This is a genomic window from Camelimonas fluminis (assembly GCF_014656355.1).
Taxonomy (GTDB): Bacteria; Pseudomonadota; Alphaproteobacteria; order Rhizobiales; family Beijerinckiaceae; genus Camelimonas; species Camelimonas fluminis.
In genome coordinates, this window is sequence record NZ_BNCG01000188.1 from 1 (window position 1) to 509 (window position 509).

Annotated in this window: 1 protein-coding gene; it reads left to right on the plus strand. The window is 65.6% G+C overall.

The window, feature by feature from the left end; all coding sequences use genetic code 11:
• On the plus strand, positions 1–396 hold a 396-nt coding region (locus IE243_RS23080), incomplete at its 5' end, for an ATP-binding protein (RefSeq protein ID WP_191321607.1).
• Positions 397–509 lie beyond the last annotated feature (113 nt).

Consider the following 509-nt stretch of genomic DNA (forward strand, 5'->3'; position numbering starts at 1 on the left):
GCCTGCCGTGACGGGCGAGTGGTGGCCTACCACCGGGCGCCGCGTCTCTTCGAGGCCCTTGCCATCGCCCGGGGCGACGGACGACACGCCCGGATGCTCAAGGCTCTGGCGCGAACCGACCTGCTCATTCTCGATGACTGGGGGCTCGCCGTCCTGACTTTATCCGAGAGGCGCGACCTGCTGGAGATCCTCGAGGACCGCCACGGCCGCAGCGCGACCATCGTTACCAGCCAGCTCCCACTCGAGCACTGGCATGAGGCCATCGGCGATCCGACACTGGCCGACGCAATACTGGACCGGCTCGTTCACAATGCCCACCGCCTGACGCTAGCGGGTGAAAGCATGCGCAGGCGTGCAACCAGGCTGAATCCACTTGACCCTAAAGGGCAAGCCTGACTCCATGTGCGGGTCGGCCAGGCTGCCCGAGGCGTGGAATCGATGCCCACGATGCCGTGGAATCCATGCCCACGATCGCGTGGAATCGATGCCCATCATCCGTGGAATCCGCA